The organism is Actinomadura decatromicini (assembly GCF_008121305.1).
Lineage (GTDB): Bacteria > Actinomycetota > Actinomycetes > Streptosporangiales > Streptosporangiaceae > Spirillospora > Spirillospora syzygii.
Genome location: NZ_VSRQ01000006.1, coordinates 167,747 through 192,528, shown reverse-complemented (window position 1 = coordinate 192,528; position 24,782 = coordinate 167,747). Strand labels below are relative to the sequence as shown.

Genomic DNA, 24,782 nt, shown 5'->3' with positions numbered 1-24,782 from the left:
GGCTCCCACCTCCTCTCCGGTCCGGGCCGGCCGGACGGGCCGGTCGGCGTGCGGGAGCGGGCGCCGCCGCGGCGCCCGGATGCCTGCGGCCGGGTCGGCGGCACGGCTGGAGGATGCCGCCGGCCCGGCCGGTGGGGGACGCCGGCGCCGCGGGGGCATGCGGTGCCGGGGTCCGGGGATGGTCGATCGCGCGAGCCCCGCCGCCGGGGAGGTGCGCCGGTCCGGTACGGCCGAGGACCCGAGGTGTGCCGCCGCGCGTTCGCGCCGCGGCACCCGTCCGGGTACGGTGCCTGCCGCGGGGAACCAGGCCGCGGACGCCCTCGGCCGTACGGACCGGGCCCTGCGGGAAGGCGCGCGGCGTGACACGCGCGCCCGGACGCCGAGCGCCGCGCGGGCGGGGCCGTTCCGTGGAAAACCGCATGCCGACCCCTCCCGCCGCTGGACCTGGGACTTTGCCGTCCCGATGATCTTTCGTTCACCCATTGTCACGATCTCGTTGCGGTAGGTACCCGCGCGTCATGCGCGCGTAAACCGACACCGGCGCAAAGAATCGCGGCCGAGGGCTGGACTTTGCCATCGCATTGCCCGGCCGCTCCGAACTGCCAAGACGGGCAGATTTCGGGATTTTCGGGGAAGAGGCCACCGTGTGCGACCCGAACGGGTCCGGACCATCGACGACGCTTTGGGGGAAGCAACGATGGGCTTCATCAAGACACGTGACGGCAACGAGATCCACTACAAGGACTGGGGCAGGGGGCGGCCCGTCCTGTTCATCCACGGCTGGCCGCTGAACGCGGACGCCTGGGAGGACCAGATGAAGGCGGTCGCCGACGCCGGGTACCGGGCCATCGCCCACGACCGGCGCGGGCACGGGCGGTCCAGCCAGCCCTGGGAGGGCTACGACTTCGACACGTTCGCCGACGACCTCAACGACCTGATCGACGCGCTCGGCCTGTGGGACGTCGTGCTCGTCGCCCACTCGATGGGCGGCGGCGAACTGGCCCGCTACATCGGCCGCCACGGGACGAGCCGCGTGTCCAAGGCCGTCCTGCTGTCGGCGATCCCGCCGCTGATGATGCGGACGCCCGACAATCCCGAGGGCGTGCCGGCGGAGGTGTTCGACGACATCAAGGACGGCATCCTGGCGGAGCGGTCCCAGTACTGGAGGGACGCCTCGGCCCCGTTCTTCGGCGCGAACCGTCCGGGAACGAAGGCGACCCAAGGGAACCGGGACGCGTTCTGGTTCATGGCGATGCAGGAGAGCGTCAAGGCGGGCGTGGACTGCGTGACGGCCTTCGCCGAGACCGACTTCCACGAGGACCTGCGGGCGTTCGACGTCCCGACCCTGATCGTGCACGGCGACGACGACCAGATCGTGCCGATCGACGCCACCGGCCGGAAGTCCGCGCAGATCATCCCGAACGCGACGTTCAAGGTGTACGAGGGCTCGTCGCACGGCATCGCGCTCGTCCCCGGCGACAAGGAGCGCTTCAACGCCGACCTGCTGGAGTTCCTGGGGACCTGAGGGCTCCCCGGAGCCGGGGGCGCCCGGCGGGCGGCGGCGACGGGACCCGCCGCCCGCCCGGGTCCCGCGCCCGGACGCCGGCCGTCCAGTCGCCAGCCGTCAGCGGAAGTGGTTCTCCTTCAGCTCGATCACCCACGCGCGCCGCTCGGCGATCTTGCCGTCCCGCATGACGAACACCTCGGCCATGGACATGCGCATCTCGCCGCCCTCGGCGCGCCGGGCCACGCCGTTGATCTCCGCCATGACGACGTCGTCCTGCTCGACCATGCGCACGACCTCCAGTTCGGGCGGGTCGATGAAGTGCGGTGCGCCGTCGATCGCCTTGTCGTAGGCCTCCTTGCCGGTCAGGTGGAAGCCGCCGAAGACCGTCCACTCGATGTCGTCGGTCAGGCAGGACAGGATCTGCGCGTGGTCGTTCTTCCGGAAGCCGTCGAGGTAGGCGTTGACGGTGTCGGTGTTCCGCGACATGGCCGCTCGTCCTCCAGGGTGGGTGCCACGAGTGCTTGCTAAGTGCAAGCGGCCAGCGTAGCAGGGTGCGTGATCGCTTAGAGCGAACGTTGCTGCGGAAACAAATTGCTGCTCCGTTTTCTTGAGTGTGAGTGACTCAACTTGACGGGTTGGGTCCTCTAGACGGACTTGGAGCTGAGCATGAGCGAGACCCTGACGCTGCCGGTGCTGCCCCTGGACGACGGGGTCGTTCTGCCCGGCATGGTGGTTCCCCTCGACCTGTCGGAGAGCGAGGTCCGCGCGGCCATCGAGGCGGCGCGGGCGGCGGCGCAGGCCAAGGGGCCGGGCATCCGGTCGGTGAGCAAGCCGCGCGTGCTGCTCGTCCCCAGGCTGGACGGGCGGTACGCCGGTGTCGGCACCCTGGGCGTGATCGAGCAGGAGGGGCGGCTGCCCGGCGGTGAGCCGGGCGCGGTCGTCCGCGGCGTGTCGCGGGTGCGGATCGGCACCGGGACGACCGGTCCCGGCGCGGCCCTGTGGGTCGAGGGCACGGTGCTCGACGCGCCGCCCGCGTCCGGCCGGGCGCAGGAGCTGGCGAAGGAGTACAAGGGCCTGGTCAGCGCGATCCTGCAGAAGCGGGGCGCCTGGCAGGTCGTGGACGTCGTCCAGCAGATCGACGACCCGTCCGCCCTGGCGGACAACGCCGGGTACGCGCCCTACCTGTCCGACGAGCAGAAGATCGAGCTGCTGGAGACCACGGACGTGGTCGAGCGGCTCACGCTGGTCATCGGCTGGGCGCGCGACCACCTCGCCGAGCTGGATGTGGCGGAGACGATCCGCAAGGACGTCCAGGAGGGCATGGAGAAGACGCAGCGCGAGTTCCTGCTGCGGCAGCAGCAGGAGGCCATCCGCAAGGAGCTGGCCGAGCTGAACGGCGACCCCGCCGACGAGGAGGACGACTACCGCGCCCGGATCGAGGCCGCGAACCTCCCCGAGAAGGTGCGCGAGGCCGCGCTGAAGGAGGTCGACAAGCTGGAGCGGTCGTCCGACGCCTCGCCCGAGGGCGGATGGATCCGCACGTGGCTGGACACCGTCCTCGACATCCCCTGGAACGAGCGCACCGAGGACGCCTACGACATCGCGGGCGCCCGCGAGATCCTCGACGCCGACCACGCGGGGCTGGACGACGTCAAGGAGCGCATCGTCGAGTACCTGGCCGTGCGCAAGCGCCGCGAGGAGCGGGGCCTGGGCGTCGTGGGCGGACGCAGAAGCGGCGCCGTCCTCGCCCTGACCGGCCCTCCCGGCGTGGGCAAGACCTCGCTGGGCGAGTCCGTCGCGCGGGCCATGGGGCGCAAGTTCGTCCGGGTCGCGCTGGGCGGAGTGCGCGACGAGGCCGAGATCCGCGGACACCGCCGCACGTACGTCGGCGCGCTTCCGGGACGGATCGTCCGCGCCATCCGGGAGGCGGGCTCGATGAACCCGGTCGTCCTGCTGGACGAGGTCGACAAGGTCGGCGCCGACTACCGCGGCGACCCGACCGCGGCGCTGCTTGAGGTCCTCGACCCCGAGCAGAACCACACCTTCCGCGACCACTACCTGGAGGTCGAGCTCGACCTGAGCGACGTGCTGTTCCTCGCCACCGCGAACGTGGTGGAGGCGATCCCCGGCCCGCTGCTCGACCGGATGGAGCTCGTGGAGCTGGACGGCTACACCGAGCACGAGAAGGTCACCATCGCCCGCGACCACCTGCTGCCGCGCCAGCTCGACAAGGCCGGCCTCGACGCGGCCGAGGTGGGCTTCGGCGACGACGCGCTGCGGCTGCTCGCGGCCGAGTACACCCGGGAGGCCGGCGTCCGGTCCCTGGACCGCTCGATCGCGCGGGTGCTGCGGAAGGTCGCCGCGAACGTGGCGCTCGGCAAGGCGACGCTGCCGGTCTCGATCGGCGCGGACGACCTCAAGGGCTACCTCGGACGCCCGAGGTTCACGCCCGAGGTCGAGCTGAGCCGCAACGAGCGGCGGACCGGCGTGCCGGGCGTCGCGACCGGTCTCGCGGTCACCGGCGCGGGCGGCGACGTCCTCTACATCGAGGCGTCGCTGGCCGACAAGGAGACCGGCGACACGGGCGTGACGCTGACGGGGCAGCTCGGCGACGTCATGAAGGAGTCGGCCCGGATCGCGCTCAGCTACCTGCGCTCGCGCGGCGCGGAGCTGGAGCTTCCGGTCGGCGACCTGAAGGACCGCGGCGTCCACGTCCACGTTCCGGCGGGCGCGATCCCGAAGGACGGCCCGAGCGCGGGCATCACGATGACGACGGCGCTGGCGTCGCTGCTGTCGGGCCGACCGGTCCGCGCGGACGTGGCGATGACCGGCGAGGTGTCGCTGACCGGGCGGGTGCTGCCGATCGGCGGGCTCAAGCAGAAGCTGCTGGCCGCGTCCCGGCTCGGCATCACGACCGCGATCGTGCCGAAGCGCAACGAGCCGGACCTGGAGGACGTCCCGGACGAGGTGCTCGACAACCTGACGGTCTTCACCGTCAGCGACGTGCGCGAGGTGCTGGACCTCGCGCTGGAACCGGCCACCACCACCGCCGTGGCGGCCTGACCCGCGGGGACGCCCGCGCCGGGTTCGCGCCCGGCGCGGGCGTCCTGTCGTCTATGGGGAATTCGGTCGTCCTATATTCCGGTGTCTCGCATGAGCGACGCCACGGCGGGGATCGAACGTCGGGTGTTGGTGGAAATGTGGCAGCGTGCGGTACCGGGCGAAAAGGCGGCCTGGTATGTGGTGGTCCTGCGCGTGGTCGTGGTGGCGATCGCGCTCGGCTTTCTCGGCGTCTTCTTCTATTTCGCGTTCAGACTGACCCTGACGCCCGTCCATGACCGGGGGCAGGCGGGCGGGAACACCGATCCGGGGCGTTCCCTGCGGTTCTACCTGGATCGTCCTACCAAGGAGGCCGTTCTCCAGTTGGGCGGCAATCTCGTCCTGCTGGCGCCCTTGGGCGTGCTTCTCCCGGTGATCTGGAAGTCCCTTCGCGGGCCGGTGCGGCTGGCCCTCGTCACCGGGGTCATGTCGCTGGCGATCGAGACGATCCAGGGCGCTTTCGTGGTCGGCCGGGCTTTCGACATCGACGACGTCATCCTCAACGTCGCGGGGGTGGTGGTCGCTTACGTTCTGTTCGGGCGGCGCCTTTCCCGGACTCTGCGCGGCACGTAAGGGGATCAGCGTGGGCTCAAGCGGAAGACCCTTAGCTGGCGCGTGGTGCGTTCCACGTATCGGTCGTAGACGGGCCAGATGGCGGTGAGGCGGGGCCAGACGGCCGCGCGTTCGTCGTCGTCTAGGAGGTGGGCCGTGACCGGGATCGTGCGGCCCTGGAAACTGACCTCCGCCTCGGGATGCTTGAGGAGGTTGCCCGTCCAGGCGGGGTGCTTCTCGCGTCCGAAGTTGGAGCCGACGACATACCAGCCGCCCCTGGGGTCGGTGTCTGGTAGGCAGGCGAGCGGAGTGCGGCGGGGTAGGCCGCTGACGGCTCCGGTCGTCGTCAGGACGAGGGACGGGACGAGAAGCTGCCCCAGGAGGAAGCGGCCTCCGGTGAGCCTGTGCAGCGTCCGGTCGATCGGGGGGACGACCTTGGGGCCGACCTTGGCGAACCATGCCGCCCCGGAGATCCGCTGGAACAGCGGGCCGAACGCGCGCTGGACGAGGGTCGGCATCGGTTTCCCTCCGGGTGTGTTCGGCCGGGGCGCGAGGCGTCCCGCGCGGCGCGGGTTGAGATGGCCGCTGTCGGCCAGCCACCGCACCGAGTCGGTGACCGTTTCCTCGACGGGACGCAGGGTCAGGCCGAGCGCGTCCAGGGCGGGACGGTCGTCGGTCGGCACCAGCGTCACCATGAACTCGGCGGCGTCGCGGGTGAGCGGGTAGTCGAAGGGGCGGATGCGCTTGGCCGCGTCCAGGGCCGAGCCGAGCCCGAGCATGACGGCGCTGGGGACGCGGATACGGCGGCATCTCACGCCGGTGAGGCGGTCGCACAGGTCCGCGTACTGCGGCCATGTCAGGTAGTGGCCGCCGAGAAGCCATCGGCTGGGGCCCTGCCTCGCCTCGACGGAACGTGCCAAAGCCTCGCCAACGTCGCGGACGTCGACGACCGACACGCCGCCTCCGGGTAGGGGCCACACCTTTCCGAGCGCGGCGGCGAGACCCTCCATCAGGGCGTCCAGTGAAGGCTGATGGGGCCCGCAAATACCGCCTGGGTAGAGGATCGTGACCGGTGCGCCTTCGTCCTGGAGGGCGCGCACGTAGTTTTCGGCGGCCAGTTTGGAGCGTCCGTAGGCGGTGCGAGGATGCGCCAGAGCCCCTTGGGCGGTGATGACCCGGGCGGACGGCGGGACGAACACGGCGACGGTCGATACATGGACGACCGGGTTCAGCCCCTTGGCGACGGCGCCGCCGACCACGTTGCGCGTACCGCGCACGTTGATGTCGACCAGGTCGCCCGAAGCGCCGGTCACACCGATCGCGGCGGCGGCGTGGATGGCGGCGTCGCAACCGTCCAGTGCTTCGGTCACGGCATCCGCGTCGAGCATGTCTCCTGGGATGAGTTCCACGTCCTCGGCGGCGACACCGATGGTCTGTAGCACTTTCGTCGTCTTGCCCGGGTCGCGGACAAGCGCGCGCGGGCGATGTCCCGCCGCCAGGAGGGCGCGGACGGTGTAAGACCCGACGAACCCGGAGGCGCCGGTGACGAAGACCCGCATGACGGACAAACCTAGCGCTTGGTCTGAATCGGCTGGCAGCCACCACGCTGCGACTTTCAGACTAGCCGCCGGTTTTTCGGACATCTTCCGGTCGGTATGGCCGCCTCCGCTCGTTGACGGAGCCGGAATGCTCCGGCCACACTCGTGGCTCACCTGACCGCCGACCGGGAGGGGATCGATGAGGATCGGACTGGCCGGCGCGGGGCGCATCGGTGCGCGCCACGCCGCCGCCCTCTGCGCACTGCCCGAGGTGGACGCCCTGGTCATCGCGGACGCCGACGCCGCCCGCGCGCGCGACCTCGTCGCCCGCCTGCCCCCGGAGTCGCGCGCCGCCGTGCCGGACGCCGTCGAGGACCTGTTCTCCGCCGGGCTCGACGGGCTCGTCGTCGCGGCCGCCACGGACGCGCACGCGGACCTCGTCGCGCGCGCGATGGCCGCCCGGATGCCGGTGTTCTGCGAGAAGCCGCTCGCCCCGGACCTTGATGGAACGTTCCAAATCGTGTCCGCCTGCGCCGCCGCCGAAGTGCCCGTGCAGGTGGGGTTCCAGCGCCGCTTCGACGCCGGGAACGCGGCCGCGCGCGAGGCCGTCGCGTCGGGACGGCTCGGCTGGCTGCACACCGTCCGGTCGTGCAGCTTCGATCCCGCGCCGCCGCCCGCCGGGTACGTCCCGACGTCCGGCGGGCTGTTCCGCGACTGCGTCATCCACGACCTGGACCTCATCCGGTTCGTGACCGGGCGCGAGGTCGTCCGGGTGATGGCCGCCGGAGCCAATCGCGGGGACGAGTTCTTCCGCGAGTGCGGCGACGTCGACACCGGCTCGGCCTTGCTCGTCCTGGACGACGGGACGCTCGGGGTCGTCTCCGCCACCCGCTACAACGCGGCGGGTTACGACTCGCGCCTCGAACTGTTCGGATCCAAGGACAGCGTCGTCACGGGACAGGACACGCGTACGCCCTCGACCGCCCTGCCGGAGCGAGACGGCGGGTCGAGGAATGTCTACAGCGGTTTCATGGAGCGGTTCTCCGACGCCTACGACGCGGAACTCCGTGCCTTCGTGGATGTGATTGCCGGTCGGCGAGGCAACCCATGTCCACCCGAAGAGGCACTTGAAGCGTTCTATCTCGCTGAGGCATGCGAGCTGTCGCTCAGGGAGGGACGGGTCGTCGGCACCGAGGAGGTGCGGCGATGACGGTCGCCGGAGTACCTCGCTGAGCCTCGGCAGGACGGGCCGGGGCGCGATGATCGCGGCCTCAGCGGCTTGTTCATGTGCCGTGGGACCGCAGGTCAAAGGGCCTCTCAGGGACGCGGTTCGGTGGTGTCCCGGCTCGCGGGGAGCGCCGCTGGACGGGGTTATCCACATTCGCGCGGACCCTTGGAGACGCCCCCGGCGGTGGGGCATCGTGTGGGACGTCCCGGTCGCGGAGGCGTCGGCGTCCAGGTGGCGGTCGCCCACGGGCGGCTGCCGCGCCCAGCCGGAACGCGGGTGCCTGCCGCCGCCTTCTGTGATCAACTCCTCTGACCGATCATTCGGGGAGAAACGGAGAGCAGCCGATGAGAGGCGTTTTCGCGGGTGGAGCTTCCAGGGTCCTCGCGGTCCTGGCGGTGGCGGGGCTCCTGGCACTGGCCGCCTGCAGCAGCGAGGGCGGCAAGAAGGCGGAGAAGGGCACCGAGGGCGCCGGGCCCCGGCTGAAGATCGCCATGGTCACCCACTCCGGCGCCGGCGACACCTTCTGGGACATCGTGCAGAAGGGCGCTCGGGCCGCCGCCGCGAAGGACAACACCGAGTTCCTGTACTCCGCCGATCCGGACGGCGGCAAACAGGCGCAGCTCGTCCAGGCCGCGATCGACAAGAAGGTCGACGGTATCATCGTCACCCTCGCCAAGCCCGACGCGATGAAGGACGCGCTGGCCCGCGCCGCCGCCGCGAAGATCCCGGTCGTGTCGATCAACTCCGGCGCGGGGGAGTCGGCGAAGCTCGGCGCGGTCGCCCACTTCGGGCAGGACGAGGCGATCGCCGGTGAGGCCGCCGGCGCCGAGATGGCGCGGATCGGCGCGAAGAAGGCGCTGTGCGTCATCCACGAGCAGGGCAACGTCGGCCTCGAAGACCGCTGCGCCGGGGCGAAGAAGACGTTCGGCGGCGACCTGCAGAACCTGTTCGTGCCGGGCACGAACATGCCGGAGGTCAAGTCGTCCATCACGGCCAAGCTGCAGGCCGACAAGAGCATCGACGGCATCCTGACGCTGGGCGCGCCGTTCGCCGCGACGGCCGTCGACTCGGTCAAGGAGACCAACGCCAAGGCCGAGATCGGCACGTTCGACATGAACAAGGACCTCATCGCCTCGATCAAGTCGGGCGACATCCAGTTCGCCGTCGACCAGCAGCCCTACCTCCAGGGATACGAGGCCGTCGATCAGCTGTGGCTGCTGAAGAACAACGGCAACGTCCTCGGCGGCGGGCGCCCGGTGCTGACCGGGCCGGCCATCGTCACCAAGGCGAACGCCGCCGCGCTGGAGGCGTTCGCCACCCGGGGGACCCGATGACCCACGCGGTGGCGGAGCCGCCCGCGACCCGGCCCCCCGGCCCCGACGAGCGGCTGGCCCGGCAGTCGCCGCTGCGGCGGCTGCTCGGCCGCCCCGAACTCGGCGCGCTGCTCGGCGCGATCGCGCTGTTCGCGTTCTTCTCGCTCGTCGCGGACTCGTTCCTGCAGACCGACTCGTTCTCGACCGTGCTGTACGCGAGCTCCACGTTCGGGATCATGGCGGTCGGGGTGTCGCTGCTGATGATCGGCGGCGAGTTCGACCTGTCCGCCGGGGTGATGGTGACGTCCGCGGCGCTGATCGCCGCGCTCACCGCCTACCAGTTCACGCTGAACGTGTGGGCGGGCGTCGTGATCTCCCTCGTCCTGACGCTCGGTCTCGGCATGGTGAACGGCGTGCTCTACGTCCGGACGCGGCTGCCGAGCTTCATCATCACGCTCGCCACGTTCTTCATGCTGGCGGGCCTGAACCTCGGCGTGACGAAGGCGCTGACCGGCAACGTCGCGAGCGACTCCGTCCGCGACATGGACGGCTTCGACAGCGCCCGCGCCGTGTTCGCGTCCGACGTCGACGTCCTCGGCGTCAACGTCAAGGTCACGGTGTTCTGGTGGCTGCTGTTCGTCGCCGTCGCGACCTGGATCCTGCTGCGCGCCCGCGTCGGCAACTGGATCTTCGCGGCGGGCGGCGCGGCGGGCAGCGCCCGCGCCGTCGGCGTCCCGGTCGACCGCGTCAAGATCGGCCTGTTCATGGGCGTCGCGTTCTGCGCCTGGTTCTCCGGGATGCACCTGGTGTTCGCGTTCGCCACCGTCCAGTCGGGGGAGGGCGTCGGCAACGAGTTCCTCTACATCATCTGCGCCGTCATCGGCGGCTGCCTGCTGACCGGCGGCTACGGGTCGGCGATCGGCGCGGCGATCGGCGCGTTCATCTTCGGCATGACGAACAAGGGCATCGTCTACGCCGAATGGAACCCCGACTGGTTCCGCTTCTTCCTCGGCGCGATGCTCCTCATCGCCACCGTGGTGAACCTGATCGTGCGGCGCAGAGTGGAGCGGTCGTCATGACGGAGCAGACGTCCGGTGCGGCGGCGCCGCTCCTCAGGCTGACCGGCGTCGGCAAGAACTACGGCAACGTCATCGCGCTGCGGGACGTCAGCATGGAGGCGTCCGAGGGCGAGGTCATCTGCGTGTTGGGTGACAACGGCGCGGGCAAGTCGACGCTCATCAAGGTCGTCGCCGGACTGCACCGCCACGACACCGGCACCTACGAGGTCCAGGGCGAGGAGGTCGCGCTCGGGTCGCCCCGCGACGCGCTCGATCGCGGCATCGCCACGGTCTACCAGGACCTCGCCGTCGTCCCGCTGATGCCGGTGTGGCGCAACTTCTTCCTCGGCTCGGAGAAGCGCAAGCGCCTCGGCGCCATGGACGTCGAGTTCATGCGCGAGACCACCCACCGCGAGATGGCCGCGATGGGCATCGACCTGCGGGACGTCAACCAGCCCATCGGCACGCTCTCCGGCGGCGAACGGCAGTGCGTGGCGATCGCCCGCGCGGTCTACTTCGGCGCCAAGGCCCTCGTCCTGGACGAGCCCACCGCCGCGCTCGGCGTCAAGCAGGCGGGGGTGGTGCTCCGGTACGTCGTCCAGGCGCGCGAACGCGGCCTCGCGGTCATCTTCATCACGCACAATCCGCACCACGCCTACCCGGTCGGCGACCGCTTCCTGATCCTCAACCGCGGACAGAGCATCGGCTACCACGCCAAGAGCGACATCACCCGCGACGAACTGACCGCCCTCATGGCGGGAGGCAGCGAACTGGAGGAACTCGCCCACGAACTGGACACCACCGCCGCGGGCACGGCGGCAGCCAAAGAACTGAGAAAGGAGACCCCCGATTCCTGATCCTCCCGGGCCATCGCGCGGGTTCAGGGCCGCTCGGCGCTGCGACACCGCCTGCTAGCCCGGCGCCAGGAACGCACTCGCGCGGGGTCATGTCCACTCGGCGTGTTGGAGCATCTGGGACAGGTTCGGCGTGTTCCAGATGTCCACGATGAGGATCTTCGAGGCCGGCAGGTACCAGAGGCGCTCGGTGTAGGTGAACCGGGTCCTGCGGTTGGGGCCGTACCCGCTGGGGTCGTCGCGCGTGTAGCAGGGGACGACCCATTCGCGGTACTCGGCCTTCTTGGACCCGACGTCCGCGAGCCGGTTCACCGTCAGCCGGGCCCCGTTCTGGACGCCGACCGCGCGCAGGTCCTCGTGCTCGGGGCAGCTCATGCCCTCGTCCTGGCTGAACATCGAGGCATAGGTGTCGGAGGTCGAGTACTTGTCCGCGACGTAGGCGTAACTGTCATCGAGGAAGGAGCGTCCGAGGACATGGACACCGGGGCACCACGCCTGGCCGGGAGAGAGCGACGCCCTGACCGGTTCGCCCTTGGAGCACGTCCGCCAGGTGCTCACGTAGAAGCTGTCGCTCGGCGGCCTTTCCTCCTCCCCGTTGGGCTTCGTCCGGGTGAAGGGGATCCCGTAGGTCTTCCAGAACTTCGGGGTCTTGAGGGTGATCTGGCCGATCCGCAGCGGGACGCCCGGCGGGGGCTGCTCGGCCCGCACCGCGGCGGGCGGCCGGTCCTCCTTGGTCGCCTCGTAGACGCCGATCCCGCCCGCGGTCGCGCCGACGACGGCCGTGCCCGCGACCGCGACCGCCGCCTTGGCGCCGACCGCGGCGAGGATCCCGGACGACCCGGCGGCCGCGCCGGCCCCCGCTCCCGCACCGGCGGCCGGGGCCAGCCCGGCGGCGAGGGGGAACAGCGCGGCCAGGGCGACGGCCGTCCCGGCGAGGGTGCGCACGCCGCGCGCCTCCCAGTCCGGCCCGTAGGCGGTCCGGGCGAGCTCGTCAAGTTCGGCGACGAATGCCGCAGCGCTCGCGGGCCGGTCCGCCGGGTCCTTCGCCATGCCCCGCGCCACGAGCGGCCGCAGCGGCTCGGGCGCGTCCTCCGCCGGGACGTCCCCGGACAGGTGCCCCGCCATGATCGACGCGCGGTCCCCGGCGCCGTACGGGCGGCGCCCCGTCAGGGCCTCGAAGAACACGCAGGTGGCGGCGTAGACGTCGGCGGCGGGCGTGGCCGGTTCGCCGCGCCACTGCTCGGGCGCCATGTAGAGCGGCGTGCCCCCGCCCGGCGCGGCGCCCTCGGGCGCGGCGATGCCGAAGTCGATGAGCTTGCTGCGCCCGTCCGCGGGGACGATCACGTTCGCGGGCTTGTAGTCGCGGTGCACGACGCCGACCGCGTGGGCGGCGGCGAGGCCGAGCAGCGAACCCCTGAGGACGGTCAGCGCCGCCTCCGGCTCCAGCCGCCCGTACCGGCCGAGGATCTCCTTGAACGAGACGCCGTCCACGGCCTCCATCACGATGGCGAGGTCGTCGTCGTGCTCGACGAGCCGGAAGAGCCGCGCCACATGCGGGTCGTCCACCTGCCCGAGCATCCGCGCCTCGTGCCGGAACCGCGCCCGCGCGTCCGGGTCGGCGTCCGCGGGCAGGTACTTGATCGCGACCGGGGTGCCGCTCCCGGCGTGCCGCGCGAGCACGACCCGCCCCTGGCCGCCGCGTCCCAGCTCGCGGACCTCCTCGAACCCCGCCACCCGCCATTCCGCCACGGGCCCGCTCCTCAAGCTAGGTCTGCGATTTCCCCCATTCTGACGCCGCCCCGGTACGCCTGGTTGGCTTTGCGGCCACCACCGTCCACCCGCGCCGCACGACAGGCCCAAGCCTTCAACCCACTCCACACCCGTGCCTCACGACCGCGACCCGAACTGCTCAATGTCGCGGTGGTCGGGTGGGCGTCGCGATTACTCCGGTTCATCCGCCGTGGCGGCGGGGGACGTGCTCGGCGAGCGGGCGATCTGGTCGGCCAGTTTGCGGACGCGGGGCTCATTGTCGTCGTAGCCGACGACGACCGGGGGCTCGTTGTAGGGCATCGTGTCGGACGATCGGCGCAGCTTCACATACTGTCCGCAGGCGTCGATCGCGTACGGCTCCATGTCGTCCTGGAGCGCGCCGATCACCGTGATGCCGTGCGTCTCGCCGATCTTGCGGAACAGCGCGACGGCCTCCTTGCGGTGCTCCTTGCCGAGGTTCCGGCCGAGCTCGTCGAGGACGAGGCAGAGGCGTCCGCCGCCGGAGCTCGCGAGCGCCGCCGCGCACACCAGCTTGACGGCCTTCTCGTCCATGAGCGCGGTGTTGGCGCGCCGGTTGTACGGGACGTAGCGCTGCCCCTCCGAGCGCCGCCATTTCGGCGTGACCCGCCAGCGCCATTCCTGCTCCGGGTCGCCGGGCTGCTCGGGCGTGGGGAATTCCAGCGTCGCGCCATAGCCGCCGTACGCGACGTCGAGTTTCTCGAACTCGTCCGACACCCGCTGGAGACGCGCCCGGATCGCGGCCGTCAGCGCGGTGCGGTGCGCTTCCGCGGCGCCCGCCGCCTCCGCAGCGCCCTTCTGCGCCTTCTCCAGGTCGGTGCGGCGTGCCGACAACTGCACCTCGATCTGGCGCCGCTGGTGCTTCTCGTAGTCGTCCTGCTGGCGCAGATACGCCTCAAGGGATTTCGCCAGGCGTGGGAACGTCGCCTGTTCGCGGTCGGTGCGCCGCCCTTCGCCCTCGGCGCGTTCGCGCAGGAGAAAGCGCGTCTCCTCGGGCATGTCCTCGTCGGACGGCCCGTCCGGGAAGACGCGGCGGAGCGCCTCCGAAAGGTGCTTCTCGGCGGTGTGCCACCATTCGGAGGGCGTCCAGGTCGCCTCGTCGTCGTCCAGCGCGGACAGCCATTCGGCCGCGCCCTCGCGGGTGCCGCCCCACTCCTTCTCCAGGGCGTCGAGGCCGAGCACGGCGCGCTTGTCCGCCAGCTCGGCCGACGCCCGCCGGACCTTGTCCCGCTCGCGTTCGTGCGCCTCCCGGCGGCCGCGGAGCCGGTCGATCTCCAGGGCCCGCGTGTCGGCCTTCGCCTGCAGCCGCCGCAGCGTCTGCTCCGCCGCGCCGAGCCGCGGGCCCAGCCGGGCCTCGCCCGCCGCCAGCTCCTCCAGGCGTTCGCGCAGCTCCGTCATCGCGTCGCGGACGGCGTCCAGCTCGTCGGCCGCGCCGGCGCCCGCGAGCCGCCGCCCGGCGAGGGCCACGTCGGCGGCGGCGTCGGACGTGGCCCGCCGCGCCCGTTCCAGGGCCTCCCGCGCGGTCTCGAGCGCGGCGTGCGCCGCCCGGACGCGCGCCACGCGCCCGGTGACCGGCTCCGCGAATCCGCCCACGACGACGACTCCGGCGCCGCCCTCCGCCGTGTCGCCGGAGTGGACGGGGTCGCCCGCAAGAGCGGCGAAGAACCGTCCAAGGGGCGGCTCGCAACGCACCCCATCCGGCAGCCCACCGCCCGTGGGTCCGGTGGGGGTGTCCGCGGGGACGATCATGGAGCCGGGCATGTTCTTGAGGGCGGCGACGGCGGCGGCGAGGTCGTCCGCGCTGACGACGACGGCCTCCCGGTACGGCCACAGCGCGGCCTCCCAGCGTTCCCGGACGCCGTCCGCCAGTTCCACCGCGTCCAGCAGGCCGACCGCGGCGATCCCCTCGGCGGCGAGCGCGCGGATCTGCGCGGGCGCGCTGCCCTCGCCCGCCTCCGCCTCGGCGAGGGACCGCTCCGCCCGCGCGACCGCGCCCTTCGCCATGCCCAGTTCCTGCTGCGCCTCGTCCCGGCGCGCCTCCGCGGCGGCAAGCTCGGCGCGGGCGGCGGCGCCGTCGCGGCCGTCCGCCTCGCGCTGCCGCTCCTCCAGCGCGGACACCTGGCGGCGCAGCTCGTCCAACCGGTCGCGGGCGACGGCCTTTTCCGCGGCGAGCTGGCCCGCCTGGCCCTTCAGCTCGGCGAGTGCCGCCCCGGCCTCCTGCAACCGCGCGTCCAGAGCCCCGCCGGTGAGCTGCTCGATCTCGCGTTCGGCGGCCTTCGCGGCGGCGGCCAGCTCCGCGCCCTCCGCGCGCAGCCGCTCCTGCTCGGCGGCGTGCGCGGCGTCGGCGGCGGACGCGTCCGCGAGCAGCCGCGCCTGCCGCGTCCGCCAGTGCCGCAGCGCGGCCGCGACCTCGTCACGGGCCCGGTCCCGGCGGTCGAACGTCTTCAGCAGGGACGCCGCGTCGCGCTCCCAGTCGCCGAGCCGCTCGGTGGCCTCCGCGGCCTTGGCGCGCTCGCGGTGCTCCTCCGCCCGCGACGTGCGCTCCGCCTCGAGCTCCCGGTCCAGCCCGGTCAGCGCGGCGATCGCGCTGAAGATCCGCTCCGGGCTGATCTCGTTCAGCGGCTGCGACAGCAGGTTCGTCGCGACCTTCGACCTCACCGACGTGGACAGGAACGACACGCACCGGACCTGCCCCCCGTACAGGACGCGGGAAAGGTCCTTCGCGACGAGGTCACGGCGCCCGGCGCTGCGCGGCAGCCCGGCCCACAGCCGGTCCGCCAGCGAGACGCGCTCGGCCTCGGACGGCGCCGCCGCCAGGTGGACGCCGTCCCGCCAGCGGATCTCCAGGTGCGGCGCGTCCACGTTCACGCGCAGCCAGACGGTGACGGCGGTCTCCCCGTCGTCCTCCACCGGGTCGGCGTGGTCGAAGACGCCGACGATGTAACCGTGGTCCGCGCTCGCCCACTGGCTGTCGCCCTGCGCGGCGAGTTCCGCGTTGAACAGCAGCTCCGCCACCGCGCGCGCTCCGGACGCGAACCGCCACTGCTCGTCCCCGAGCAGCGCGGTGATCGCGGCGATGAAGGACGACTTGCCCGCGCCGTTCGAGTCCTTCGGGCCCTGCCCGGCGACCACGATCAGCGTCCCCGGGACGGTCGGGACAGGGTGCGTGGACAACCGCGAGATGTTCACCGCCTGCACCGCGACCAGCGTCCGGTCGCCCACCACGTTCTCCGCGTCGCCGCGCGCCGGGACCGGCACCAGCGGTTCGAGGACGGCCGTCATGCGCTCTCCCCCTGCTCGCGTTCCCGGCCTCTGCGGCGCGCCCGGATCGCCGCGGCGAGCGGCGAGTCGGGGCCCGCGGCCAGGATCAGCTCTTCTTGCAGCCGCCGCCGCGCGGCGGCGGTCAGCCGGTGGAACTGCGGGCCGGGGACGAAGCCGCCAGCGTCGTCCGCACCCGCTTTGACCTGCGACACCAGTCCCGCGAGGCGGAGCCTGCGCAGCGCCGCGTCCAGTTCCCCGACGGGCAGTTGGGTGCGGCGGCGCAGCTCGTCCAGCGGGGTCGGGTGGGGCGACAGCCACGTGTCGTCGGCGAGCCGTCCCGCCGCCCGCGGGATCGCCACCGAGTGGATCAGGATGAGCGTCAGCACCGCCCGCTCCCGCACCGGCGGGACGCACTCGGGGTCTTTCGCCAGCTCGGCGGCGATGTCGTCCCGGTATCCGGAGGTCCAGCGCGTCTGCTCGTGGCGGACGAGCGTGCGGCCGCTGAGCGCGAGCATCTCCTCGACCGTCCGGCGGAGCGCGGGCTCCCGCAACGCCGCGAACCGGACCTCCGGGACGGGCTCGGCCGCGTGCTCGACCGCCATGTACGCGGCGACGAGCTCGGCCCGGCGCCGCTCGTCGTACGACCGCAGCAGGCCCTCGAACAGGTCACTCATCGCCGTCCTGCCCAGGTTTCTCCGCAGCCTCCGGAAGTTCGCCGGACGAACCGACCGGCGGCGTGGCGGGCTGCGCGGCGGGCTGCGCGACCGACGGCGAAGCGGGCTGGGCGGCGGGCGAGTTATCCACAGGCGCAAGTTTTTCGTCGGTGGGGGCGGACTGTGCGGGAGGGTCTGATGACAGAGGGAAATCGAGGTCGTCCGGAGGTGCTGATGAGCCGCTCGGTTCGGTGGCGGGCTGGCGCTCGGCCTGCGCGGGCTCGGCCTGTGGGGGCTCCGGTTGTGGGGGCTCGGGCAGGCGGTGGAGGAGGTCCCGGAGGGAGGCGAGGGAGCCCTCCGCCCAGAGCGCGACCCGGGGGCCGGGGCGGACGCTCCCTGAGGACTCGTCGAGCAGCAGCCAGCCGGTGTCCGACAGGCGGCGCAGCTCGCCGGTGGCCCAGCGGCGGGCCAGGTCGGTGTCGCCGCGCGTCATGTTCGCGTACACGTCCAGGACGTCCGCGACCGTGGCGGCCGTGCCCGGCCACGGCGCGTCGTCGAGCCGCCGCCAGCAGCAGCGGAGCGCCGCGGCGAGGACGCGGCGGGCCAGTCCCGCGCGGTCCAGCGGCATGGGCGCGGTGTCGTACTCCTCCAGCAGCGCGGGCGTGGCGCCGTCCGGCCAGACGGGGAGCAGCCAGACGCGGGCGCCGTCCGTCGCCGCGGCCGTGCCCGGCGGGACGGGGTCGGCCGCCGGGATCGACGGCGCGCCCAGCGCGCGGGCGCGTGCGCGGGCCAGCACGTGCGGGTCCACGGCCGGAGCGGTGGTCGGCGCGGTGGACGGGGCGGCACGCGAGGCGGCACGCGGGGCGGCGGGCAAGGCGGCACGCGGGGCGGCGGGCAAGGCGGCGGGCGAGGCGGCACGCGGGGCGGCGGGCGAGGCGGCGTGCCGGGCGTCGGGCGGGACGGCGGAGGCGTCCCGTGGTGAGGAAGCGGTCACGTGCCCGTCCTCTCGAACCAGCCCGGGGACACCCAGGTCGGGGTGCCCTCGGGCCGCACGGTCAGATCGTCCGACCAGACGAGCCGGTAGGGGAGTTCGGGATGCAGATGTACGGACGACAGGTCGGCGAGGATGCGGCGCGCCGCCGGCCAGTCCTGGGCGAGGACGTCCTCGACGGCGACCCGGTCGCGCCCCCGGAGGACCTGCTCGGCGATGTCGCGGAGCCGGTCGGCCGCGGCCGTGTCGGAGCCCGTGTCGCCCGACAGGCCCGTGTCCGGGACGGCGGGGCGCGGCGGCGCGGGACGCGGCGGCGTCGCGCGCGGGCCGTCCTCCACCGCGGTCACCACCGCCGACGGCTCGTGCCACGGCGCGGCGGCGTCGAAGACGAACCCGTCCAGGACGGCGGCGAGGTCCTCGCGGGACGCGGTGCGCGCGAACGTCCGCCACGTCTCAGGCGGCAAGAGGGTCAGGTTCCGGGTCGTGCCCGCCGAGTCCGACAGGCGGGCGGCCGCGCGGCGGGACGCGTCGCCGTAGGCGTAGATGGCGGCGCGCAGGTCGGTGCAGGTCCGGTCGAGCTGCGGCCACCGGCGCAGGATCGCGCCGTGCAGCCGCTCCGCGCGCACCAGGATCTCCTCGGTGCCCCACAGCTTCGGCGCCTGCTCGCGAAGCTCCTCGATAGTTCCGTTCGTCAGCGTGACCAGCTCGACGCTCCACAGCCGGAACGCGCGCGCCAGGCCGTCCGCGCCGTCGCGCGCCTGCTCCGGCGTCATCCGCGGGTCGGCGACGTTGAGCTGTTCGAGGGCGAGCAGGCGGTGCATCTCGCTCTGGCCGCCGTCCAGCATCATCCGCCGGACGAACATCAGCCCGACCACGCTCGTGAACGACGCCCGGTAGCGGAGCTGGTTCGGCTTCGGGAACACCTCCCGGACGGCGCCGAGCCCCTTCAGCACCCGCAGCCGGTTCTCGAACACCTCCGGCGGGTAGCGGCGGCACACGTACCGCATCTGCTCGCGGCTCAGCCCGTCCTCACCCGCGTCGGCGAACGCGGCGAGCAGCGTCTCGGCGACGTCCACGAGCTCCGGGTCGTCCACGACGGCGCCGCTGTCGCGGGCCAGCGCGGCGAACATCTGCCGGTAGACGCCCAGCACCGCCTCGCCGACCAGCACGTCGTCGAGGCTGGCGGCCGCGTTCTCGGAGGCGGTGGACACGGCGCACTACGGTACGGCCCGCGCGCCGCCAAGGTGGAATCGGCGGCCTCCTCCGTGGACAATCGAGAACGCGAAAGCGTGGCGGTGCACGGAGAGCGATGCCACACTCACGCCATGACGGATGTCCCGGCCGCGGGGCGCACCGGGCACGGAACGGCAGGGAACATGGCCACGCCGAACACCCCCGTGAAGACGAACCTCCCCGCCGAGCCCAACGCCTTCGTCGGCCGCGAGCGCGACGTCGCCGACCTCGGCCGCCTGCTGGAGGGCATGCGCGCCGTGACGCTGTGCGGCGCGGGCGGCATCGGCAAGACCAGGCTCGCGCTGCACGTCGCGCACACCCTGCTCGCCGCGCACCCGGACGGCGTCTGGTTCGTGGAGCTGGCCGACGTCCGCCCGGACGGCGCGCCGGAGCCGGTCGCGCGCCGCGTCGCGGCGGTCCTGGACGTCGCGGAGGAGGACGGCCGCCCCCTCACCGAGACGCTCGCCGACGCCTTACGCGCCCCCGCCGCGCTGATCGTCCTCGACAACTGCGAGCACGTCGTCGAGGAGTGCGCCAAGCTCACCGGCATGCTGCTCGCCCGCTGCCCGCGGCTGCGGGTGCTCGCCACCAGCCGGGAGCCGCTGCGCATGGCGGGCGAGAACGTCTGGCGGGTGCCTCCCCTGGAGCCGGACGAGGCCGAGCGGCTGTTCGTCGAGCGCGCGAAGGCCGCCAGGCCCGGCTTCGCCGGGACGGACGCCGTCCACGAGGTCACCCGCGCCCTCGACGGGATGCCGCTCGCGCTGGAGCTCGCCGCCGCCCGCGTCCGCGTCCTGTCGGTGGAGCAGATCGCCCGCCGCCTCGCCGACCGGTTCCGGCTGCTCAGCGCCGGGGAGCGCACCGCTCCCGCCCGGCAGCGCACGCTGCGCGCCGCGATCGACTGGAGCCACGGCCTGCTCGACGAGCCCGAACGCATCCTCCTGCGCCGCCTCTCCGTCTTCGCGGGCTGGACGCTGGAGCAGGCCGAGCTCGTCTGCGCCGACGCGGCGCTGCCCGCCGACGACGTCCTCGACCTGCTCACCGCGCTGGTCGACAAGTCCCTCGTCGCGGTGACCGGCGAGCTGGCGGGGGAGGTGCGGTTCCGGCAGCTCGACAGCATCCGCGAGTACGCCGCCGAGCGGCTCGCCGACGCCGGGGAGGAGTCGTTCCGCGCACGGCACCGCGACGCCGTCCTCGACGCGGCCGAACGGGACGGCCGAACGGCCGTCGCCCACGACCCCGCCCCCTGGGCCGCGAGGGTGGCGCTGTTCAACTGGTACGACGTCGAGCTCGGCAACGTCGTCGCCGCGCTGACCTGGTCGTTCGACCACGGCGACATCGCGGAGGGCCTGCGGATCTGCACCGCGCTCCGCACCTTCTGGATCGTGCGCGGCCGGGTCGCCGAATGGGCCGACTGGACCGACCGCTTCCTCGCCGCCGCGCACGGTCTCGCCCCGGACGTCCTCGGCCCGGCCCTCGCCGGACGCGCCCAGCTCGCCGTCGGCGGCCGCGACTTCGCCCAAGCCGCCCGCTACGCGGAGGAGGCGCTCGCGCCCTGCCGCGGCTGCGGGGACGACTTCATGACCGCGACCGCGCTGATCACGAGCGCCGAGTGCCTGGTCCGCGCCGGGCGGTTCGCGGAGGCCGCAGAACGCCTCGACGAGGCCGACGCGATCGCCGCCGGGCCACGCCAGGAATGGAACCGCGCTTATGCGTCCGCCGCCCGCGGTTACCTGCTGATCCGCGGCTCCCGACTGCGCGAGGCCCGCGAGCACCTGGACGCCGCCGCGTCCGTCATGCGCGACATCGGCCAGCTCTGGGGCGCCTCGCACGCGATGATCGGCCTCGGCCGCCTCGCCGAGCTGCGCGGCGACGCGGCGTCCGCGCGCGGCCACTACGCCGAGGTCCTGCCGATCCTGGCGGAGATCGGCGCCCGTCCCGAGATGGCCCGCGCCCTCGCCGGGCTCGGCCGCGTGGCGCTGGAACAAGGGGATCCGTGCGCGGCCCGCGACTCGCTCTCGCAGAGCCTCACGCTGAGCCGCTCATCCGGCATCCGGCTCGACATCGCCCGGGCCCTGGACGCCTTCGCGGAACTGGTCGCCGTCGAGGGCGACGCCCGCGGCGCCGTGATGCTGGCGGGATCCGCGTCCGCCCTGCGTGAGGCGACCGGCCGCGAGCCGGGCTCGGGCGCCCGCCGCGAACGCACCCTGGAACCCATCCGCCGGAAGCTGGGCGAGCCCCTGGTCGCCCAGTTCTGGGGCGAGGGCCGCGCCATGCCCGCCGACGACGCCGTCGCCTACGCCCTCCGCGCTCCGGACGAAGCCTCCAACGGCGCGACCTCGCCCGTCGGCGTCCTTCCCGACGGAGTGCTGGCGGCGTCCGTCCCGTTGCCGCGCACCGCCGGAGTCGCCGAGCCGTCGACGCCGCCGAGCACGCTCACCCCGCGCGAACGCGAGATAGCCCGGCTCATCGCCCGCGGTCTCAGCAACCGGGGCGTCGCCGACGAACTCGTCATCAGCCCGGCCACCGTGGCACGCCACGTCACGAACATCCTGACGAAGCTCGGCTTCTCGTCCCGCGCCCAGATAGCCGCCTGGGCCGTCGACAACATCCGCGCGGAAGGCCCGTCCCCGCCATCTCCCTGACCACGAGGCGAGAGCGAGCGGAGAAGACTCTGCCGCCGCTGCCACTCCCGATGGTCCTGAGGATGTGTACATAGAGCGGCTCACCATCGCCGGTGCGAATACGACGGTGGTTGCACATTTCGGAGCATGTGCGGCCGCGACCACCGATCTAGCTTCGGCGACATGCTTTCCAGAGGTGTGGACCCGGCGGCCGCCTACCCCGCGGTGACGGTGACGCGCGCCGTACTGGGCGCGGCGGGCGCCGGTTCTGCACGGCCCGCGGTCATCGATGCCGTGTCGGGGAACGCGGTCTCGTACGCAGAACTGACCATCAGGGTCGAGGCCGCAGCGGCGGGCCTTCTCCGCGAGGGGATCGGACCGGGCGATGTCGTAGCGCTGCACCTGCTGGACGGTCCGGAGTTCGCCATCGCCCTGCACGCCGTCATCGCGATCGGCGCGGCGCCGTTCCCGACCGAGCCCGCCGAACCCCTGGATGCGGGGTTTGTGCGCGCAGTCATCACCCAACCTGGTCGGGGCACTGAGGCGGGGGAGGGAGTGCGCCTACTTCATCTCGATGACCTCTTGGCCAGCAACGCCGACCCCCAGGACGTCCACCCGGCGTCCGTGCAGCCCACAATGCTCCCACCTCCCTTAACGCTCCCACCTCCCTCAACACCTGGAACCCCCACGACCCTCGGTGACCGTCCGACACCTGCCGACCCCGGATCATCTGGGAGCCCCGCCTCGCCTGGCGGCCATTCGGGATCCGTCGGCCCCCGAGTACCCGAGGGGCGTCTGTCGCCCGGAGGGCGCTCGCTGTCCGGTGATGTTTCGGTGGCCGGTTCGAGCGCGGCCGACGACAGTGTCGCGGCGGTGGGCGATGACTCTGTGCTGGGCGCGGGTTCCGTGGCGGCCAGTTCTGTCCCGAGCAGTCGGCCTGCTGGGCCTGGCGAACAGGCGATAGCCGGAGGGCTTGCGGAGGGTGGCCGTCCGGCGGGGTCTCGTGGAGATGGCGTAGTCGGCTCTTCCGGCGGGGGCTCGGTTCCGGATGTAGATCTGTCGACCTCTCGGCCTGATCGGGATGTTGCATTGGTTGCTTGGGGGCGGGGCGAGCAGGGGCGGGCTGGGGATGTTGTTCGGCTTACGCATGCCGAGGTCGTCGCGGGGCTGGTGCGGGTCGCGGATTCCGGGCTGCTCGGTGGGTCCGACGTCGTGCTGAGCGCGCTGCCGTTCAGCGATGTGCTCGGCGTCAACGGGGTGCTCAATCCGGCGCTGCGGCTCGGGGCCACGGTCGTCGCGTGCGCGGGCACGAGACGGCCTGATCTGCTGCGCGCCCTGCGCGACCACCAGGTCACCGTCGCGGTGCTGCCGCCCCGGCTCGTCGAGGCGCTCGCGTACGACCGTGCGGTGTCGCGGTACGAGCTCGGGGCGCTGCGGGCGGTCGTCGCCGCGGGCGGTCCGCTCGCAGCGGAGGACGCGCGGGCCGCCGCCGCGCGGCTCGGGTGCCCCGTGCGGCAGGCGTACGGGCTGGCCGAGGCCGCCGGGTTCACCCACCTCAACCTGCGGGCCGTCGAGGAGGGCACGCTCGACTCCGTCGGACGCGGGCTCCCAGGCGTGACGTGGCGGATCGTCCACCCGCGGAGGGGCACGGCGCAGCCGTCCTACCAGCCGGGGGAGCTGTGCGTGCGGCTGCCGGTCGCGCGGACCGCGGCGGTGCCCGTCCGGTGGCTGCCCACGGGCGACTCGGCGTTCGCCGACGACCACGAGCGCGTGTTCATCCTCGGGCGGCTCCCGGCCGTCCGGTCCGAGCCGCCCGGCGAGCCGGAGCCGGTGCTGGCGGCGCATCCCGCCGTCGAGGACGCCGTGGTCGCGCCCGCCCCCGACGACGACCTCGGGCTCGCGCCGCACGCCTTCGTCGTCCTGGCGGAGCGGGCGTCCGAGGACGATCTGCTCGCGTACGTCAACAAGCACGTCCACCGGACGCGGATGGTGTCCGCCGTGCACGTCGTCGACGAGATCCCGCGCGCGCCGGACGGGCAGGTGCGGCGGCGGGCGCTGCTCGAACGCGCCGGGCTCGCCCCGTGAGCTACACATCCGCCTACACAGTTCTTCGGATGTGGCCCGGGGTGCGCGCGGCGTACGTTCGGCGCATGCCCGAGGGAACCAGCGCCCCGGTCACGCTCGCCGGGACGACGATCACCGAGGCCGTCCTGGTCGCGGCCGGGGCCGACGCGGTCCGGCACGGCGACCGGGCCGCCCTCGTCGACCCCGGGAAGCGGCTCGGCTACGCGGAGTTCGCCGACACGGTCACGGCCGCGGCGCACGGCCTGCGGCGGCACGGCGTCCGGCGCGGCGACGTGGGCGCGATCCATGTCTCGGGCGTCTGCGACCTCGCGCTCGCCGTCCACGCGGTGGGCGCGGCGGGGGCGGTCCCGGCTCCGCTGCCGCCGGTCGCGGAGCCCGCCGAGGTCGCCCACCTGATGAACGCCTCGGGCGCCCGGTTCCTGCTGACCGGCGCGGGCACGGCGGCGCGGGCCCTCGCGGGGGCGGAGCGGTCGTACGTCCGGCAGGTCTTCGCGTTCGGGGACGTCCCGGGCACGACGCCCTTCGCCCGCCTCGTGGAGACGGGGCCCGCCGCCGCGTCGCCGCCGCCCGACCCGCTCCGCGACCCGGCGCTGCGGCTGTGCGTCCCGCCGGAGGAGATCACCCACGCCGACCGGCTCGCCGACCTTTACCGGCTCGGCGGCGCGCTGGGCCTGGGCGACGGCGACGTCCTGGTCCTCCCCGGCCAGGACGTCCCCGTTCCCACCTGGGTCGGTCTCGTTGACCTGTGCCTCAGCCAGGGCGTCACCTTGGTCGGCGTCCCCGGGGCCGAGCCCCGCGACGTGCTGGAGGCGATCCGCGAACACCGGGCGACCGCGGCCGTCGTCACGCCCGCCAAGCTCCGCGCCATCGCGTTCGACCCCGCCCGCGTCCCCGTGCCGGACGTCCGCCTGCTCGCTACCGCCGCACCCGCCCCCGAGGCCGTCCACGCCTGCCGGACCCGCCACGGCTGGACGGTCGCCCCCCTGCCCTGAGCCAGGGGC

The 24,782-nt window shown here is 73.2% G+C and carries 17 protein-coding genes; 10 read left to right on the top strand and 7 right to left on the bottom strand.

Going from position 1 to position 24,782, the window contains the following annotated elements; genetic code table 11:
* Positions 1-697: 697 nt before the first annotated feature.
* On the top strand, positions 698-1,525 hold the full coding sequence (locus tag FXF68_RS27135; RefSeq protein WP_148764009.1) for an alpha/beta fold hydrolase: 828 nt from the start codon (positions 698-700) through the stop codon (positions 1,523-1,525).
* A gap of 99 nt (positions 1,526-1,624) precedes the next feature.
* On the opposite strand, the gene FXF68_RS27130 is transcribed toward FXF68_RS27135, so the two are convergent.
* Positions 1,625-1,993 carry a nuclear transport factor 2 family protein gene (locus tag FXF68_RS27130; protein WP_148764007.1) on the bottom strand — a complete coding sequence of 123 codons (369 nt, stop codon included), beginning with the start codon at positions 1,991-1,993 and terminating at the stop codon, positions 1,625-1,627.
* A 180-nt stretch (positions 1,994-2,173) separates the two neighbouring features.
* Here FXF68_RS27130 and lon point away from each other — a divergent pair, with 180 nt between their 5' ends.
* On the top strand, positions 2,174-4,570 hold the full coding sequence (lon, locus tag FXF68_RS27125) for an endopeptidase La (RefSeq protein ID WP_148764005.1): 2,397 nt from the start codon (positions 2,174-2,176) through the stop codon (positions 4,568-4,570).
* Between the two features lie 90 nt (positions 4,571-4,660).
* Complete coding sequence (locus tag FXF68_RS27120; RefSeq protein ID WP_148764003.1) at positions 4,661-5,179, top strand: VanZ family protein; 519 nt, start codon at positions 4,661-4,663, stop codon at positions 5,177-5,179.
* Positions 5,180-5,184: 5 nt separating this feature from the next.
* Here the strand turns inward: FXF68_RS27120 and FXF68_RS27115 are convergent, their stop codons facing one another.
* Positions 5,185-6,717 carry a nitroreductase family deazaflavin-dependent oxidoreductase gene (locus FXF68_RS27115; RefSeq protein WP_148764001.1) on the bottom strand — a complete coding sequence of 511 codons (1,533 nt, stop codon included), beginning with the start codon at positions 6,715-6,717 and terminating at the stop codon, positions 5,185-5,187.
* Between the two features lie 178 nt (positions 6,718-6,895).
* Here FXF68_RS27115 and FXF68_RS27110 point away from each other — a divergent pair, with 178 nt between their 5' ends.
* The 4 genes from FXF68_RS27110 to FXF68_RS27095 all read left to right on the top strand — a co-directional run bounded on the left by FXF68_RS27110 (position 6,896) and on the right by FXF68_RS27095 (position 11,152).
* Positions 6,896-7,906, top strand: coding sequence for a Gfo/Idh/MocA family protein (locus tag FXF68_RS27110; protein WP_148763999.1), 1,011 nt, complete (start codon positions 6,896-6,898; stop codon positions 7,904-7,906).
* 362 nt (positions 7,907-8,268) lie between these two features.
* Positions 8,269-9,258 (top strand): substrate-binding domain-containing protein, encoded by a 990-nt coding sequence (locus tag FXF68_RS27105; RefSeq protein WP_148763997.1) that lies wholly within the window; start codon positions 8,269-8,271, stop codon positions 9,256-9,258.
* Positions 9,255-10,316: an ABC transporter permease gene (locus FXF68_RS27100; RefSeq protein ID WP_148763995.1), complete on the top strand. Its 1,062-nt coding sequence runs from the start codon at positions 9,255-9,257 to the stop codon at positions 10,314-10,316. The genes FXF68_RS27105 and FXF68_RS27100 overlap by 4 nt, the downstream gene beginning before the upstream one ends.
* Positions 10,313-11,152: an ATP-binding cassette domain-containing protein gene (locus FXF68_RS27095; RefSeq protein ID WP_148763993.1), complete on the top strand. Its 840-nt coding sequence runs from the start codon at positions 10,313-10,315 to the stop codon at positions 11,150-11,152. Before FXF68_RS27100 ends, FXF68_RS27095 begins: the two co-directional genes overlap by 4 nt.
* Positions 11,153-11,239: 87 nt before the next feature.
* Here FXF68_RS27095 and FXF68_RS43195 read toward each other — a convergent pair whose 3' ends face one another.
* From FXF68_RS43195 to FXF68_RS27070, 5 genes are all read right to left on the bottom strand, one after another.
* Positions 11,240-12,898 (bottom strand): serine/threonine-protein kinase, encoded by a 1,659-nt coding sequence (locus FXF68_RS43195; protein WP_222870113.1) that lies wholly within the window; start codon positions 12,896-12,898, stop codon positions 11,240-11,242.
* A 192-nt stretch (positions 12,899-13,090) separates the two neighbouring features.
* Positions 13,091-16,219 carry a coiled-coil domain-containing protein gene (locus tag FXF68_RS27085; protein ID WP_148763991.1) on the bottom strand — a complete coding sequence of 1,043 codons (3,129 nt, stop codon included), beginning with the start codon at positions 16,217-16,219 and terminating at the stop codon, positions 13,091-13,093.
* Positions 16,216-16,872 (bottom strand): DprA-like winged helix domain-containing protein, encoded by a 657-nt coding sequence (locus FXF68_RS27080; protein WP_148763989.1) that lies wholly within the window; start codon positions 16,870-16,872, stop codon positions 16,216-16,218. Before FXF68_RS27080 ends, FXF68_RS27085 begins: the two co-directional genes overlap by 4 nt.
* Positions 16,865-17,845 carry a hypothetical protein gene (locus FXF68_RS44095; protein ID WP_246178964.1) on the bottom strand — a complete coding sequence of 327 codons (981 nt, stop codon included), beginning with the start codon at positions 17,843-17,845 and terminating at the stop codon, positions 16,865-16,867. Before FXF68_RS44095 ends, FXF68_RS27080 begins: the two co-directional genes overlap by 8 nt.
* On the bottom strand, positions 17,842-19,053 hold the full coding sequence (locus FXF68_RS27070) for a hypothetical protein (protein WP_148763987.1): 1,212 nt from the start codon (positions 19,051-19,053) through the stop codon (positions 17,842-17,844). Before FXF68_RS27070 ends, FXF68_RS44095 begins: the two co-directional genes overlap by 4 nt.
* 114 nt (positions 19,054-19,167) lie before the next feature.
* Between FXF68_RS27070 and FXF68_RS27065 the strand changes: the two genes are divergently transcribed.
* From FXF68_RS27065 to FXF68_RS27055, 3 genes are all read left to right on the top strand, one after another.
* Positions 19,168-21,717 carry a helix-turn-helix transcriptional regulator gene (locus tag FXF68_RS27065; RefSeq protein WP_246178963.1) on the top strand — a complete coding sequence of 850 codons (2,550 nt, stop codon included), beginning with the start codon at positions 19,168-19,170 and terminating at the stop codon, positions 21,715-21,717.
* 126 nt (positions 21,718-21,843) lie between these two features.
* Entirely contained in the window at positions 21,844-23,781 is a 1,938-nt protein-coding gene (locus FXF68_RS44545) for a class I adenylate-forming enzyme family protein (RefSeq protein ID WP_148763985.1), read from the top strand.
* 65 nt (positions 23,782-23,846) lie between these two features.
* A complete protein-coding gene (locus tag FXF68_RS27055) occupies positions 23,847-24,773 on the top strand; it encodes an AMP-binding protein (protein WP_246178961.1) in 927 nt (308 codons plus the stop codon).
* Positions 24,774-24,782: the final 9 nt, after the last annotated feature.

Excerpts from the sequence above, each read along its gene's own strand:
- FXF68_RS27135 (WP_148764009.1), top strand. The coding sequence starts at position 698 with ATGGGCTTCATCAAGACACGTGACGGCAACGAGATCCACTACAAGGAC.
- FXF68_RS27130 (WP_148764007.1), bottom strand. The coding sequence starts at position 1,993 with ATGTCGCGGAACACCGACACCGTCAACGCCTACCTCGACGGCTTCCGG.
- lon (WP_148764005.1), top strand. The coding sequence starts at position 2,174 with ATGAGCGAGACCCTGACGCTGCCGGTGCTGCCCCTGGACGACGGGGTC.
- FXF68_RS27120 (WP_148764003.1), top strand. The coding sequence starts at position 4,661 with ATGAGCGACGCCACGGCGGGGATCGAACGTCGGGTGTTGGTGGAAATG.
- FXF68_RS27115 (WP_148764001.1), bottom strand. The coding sequence starts at position 6,717 with ATGCGGGTCTTCGTCACCGGCGCCTCCGGGTTCGTCGGGTCTTACACC.
- FXF68_RS27110 (WP_148763999.1), top strand. The coding sequence starts at position 6,896 with ATGAGGATCGGACTGGCCGGCGCGGGGCGCATCGGTGCGCGCCACGCC.
- FXF68_RS27105 (WP_148763997.1), top strand. The coding sequence starts at position 8,269 with ATGAGAGGCGTTTTCGCGGGTGGAGCTTCCAGGGTCCTCGCGGTCCTG.
- FXF68_RS27100 (WP_148763995.1), top strand. The coding sequence starts at position 9,255 with ATGACCCACGCGGTGGCGGAGCCGCCCGCGACCCGGCCCCCCGGCCCC.
- FXF68_RS27095 (WP_148763993.1), top strand. The coding sequence starts at position 10,313 with ATGACGGAGCAGACGTCCGGTGCGGCGGCGCCGCTCCTCAGGCTGACC.
- FXF68_RS27085 (WP_148763991.1), bottom strand. The coding sequence starts at position 16,219 with ATGACGGCCGTCCTCGAACCGCTGGTGCCGGTCCCGGCGCGCGGCGAC.
- FXF68_RS27080 (WP_148763989.1), bottom strand. The coding sequence starts at position 16,872 with ATGAGTGACCTGTTCGAGGGCCTGCTGCGGTCGTACGACGAGCGGCGC.
- FXF68_RS27065 (WP_246178963.1), top strand. The coding sequence starts at position 19,168 with ATGACGGATGTCCCGGCCGCGGGGCGCACCGGGCACGGAACGGCAGGG.
- FXF68_RS44545 (WP_148763985.1), top strand. The coding sequence starts at position 21,844 with ATGTGCGGCCGCGACCACCGATCTAGCTTCGGCGACATGCTTTCCAGA.
- FXF68_RS27055 (WP_246178961.1), top strand. The coding sequence starts at position 23,847 with ATGCCCGAGGGAACCAGCGCCCCGGTCACGCTCGCCGGGACGACGATC.